Source organism: Stenotrophomonas sp. GD03794 (assembly GCF_029842145.1).
Classification (GTDB): domain Bacteria; phylum Pseudomonadota; class Gammaproteobacteria; order Xanthomonadales; family Xanthomonadaceae; genus Stenotrophomonas; species Stenotrophomonas riyadhensis.
Genome location: NZ_JAOCFV010000106.1, coordinates 1 through 1,192 on the forward strand (window position 1 = coordinate 1; position 1,192 = coordinate 1,192).

1 protein-coding gene is annotated in these 1,192 nt (G+C 58.9%); it reads right to left on the reverse strand.

Going from position 1 to position 1,192, the window contains the following annotated elements; translation table 11 throughout:
• Window positions 1–370: 370 nt before the first annotated feature.
• The gene (locus N5D91_RS24255; RefSeq protein ID WP_275425335.1) at window positions 371–1,027 is read right to left on the reverse strand and encodes an RHS repeat-associated core domain-containing protein; all 657 of its coding nucleotides are present in this window, start codon (window positions 1,025–1,027) and stop codon (window positions 371–373) included.
• Window positions 1,028–1,192: the final 165 nt, after the last annotated feature.

The following is a 1,192-nucleotide window of genomic DNA, read 5'->3' on the forward strand; positions in this document are numbered from 1 at the left end:
ACATTTCATCTCAGTCCCGGGTCTGTCGGTCCAGCGATATCTCCGGTTCCGACCATCCTGTCCAGACTCTCCTCAAATACCTCACCATCTTCAATGTAGAGCTGGACTTCGTGGTCAGATGATAGCCGGATGTCCAGTACCCATACTTGCGGCGCGCCAGCAAGCGCATCGCACAGATCACCAGTCGACACCTCTAACGGCCTGTTCACCATCCGCTCTCGAAGATGACCCAAGGTCGCTTTTGACTCCGCTCCCGAAGGGACATCCAAATGCGATAGCAGCCAAATATCATTCGTGCTGAAGTTATCTCTTAACGCCTCAACTACCCTGTCTCCCGTGATTGGGAAGTCCCAAGCGTTTACCGTCATGACTATCCGCCTCCGTTAAGCGGCCGCGCGGGTCCGCGTGAAGGAGTGCCCCCGGTAGCACTCGGCTCATAAGGATGTTCGTGCGGGTTCGTATGACTGCCCGGCCGGCCGTGGTCAGTAAAATCAATAGTCTTTACCGGCCTCCCGTGACCGTCGAATTCTCTCGCCTGGTCGTACTTTCCATTTCTACCATCTCGCTGCCCCAGTTGCGTATGCGGGCCAGCCGCATCCGGTTCTGGTGCAGGCTCACCATTGGGCTTCGTGGGTAGTGGTCGGTCGGGGAAACGATTGGGTATTGGCTGCCCGTCTCGCCCCCGCCGAACTGTATCCCGACCTGCGGGACGTTCAGTGGGTCTCGAAGTTGGCCTTCCACTTGGCCCGCTCTCGCGATTCCCCCCGGATGTATCCTCACTGCGCTGGATGTTTCCACCGGGGTTGGGAACCGGGATGGGAAGGATGTAAGGGGCCGGCATCGGAATCGCCTGCCGTCCATCAGGATCTGTGAACTTGTACGGATTCCCGTTCGCATACCGATACCGATTGAATTGCCCAACCGGCTGGTCATACGCCGTGACCGGATCCATTGACAGGAACACACCCAACTGCGGATCCATGTACCGCTGCTGCATGTAGCTCAGCCCGGTGGCCGCATCGCTCACATGCCCGGTTTACCCCGGCCCGTCCGTGACCTGATCACCCACCAGAGCCCCATCGGGCTCGTAGTCGTAGCGCTTGATCACATTGCCGTTGGCATCGCTCTCAGCCACGACCGAGCCCAGGGCGTCAGTGTGGATGTACGTCACCGTGGTCTGGGCGATTGCGGT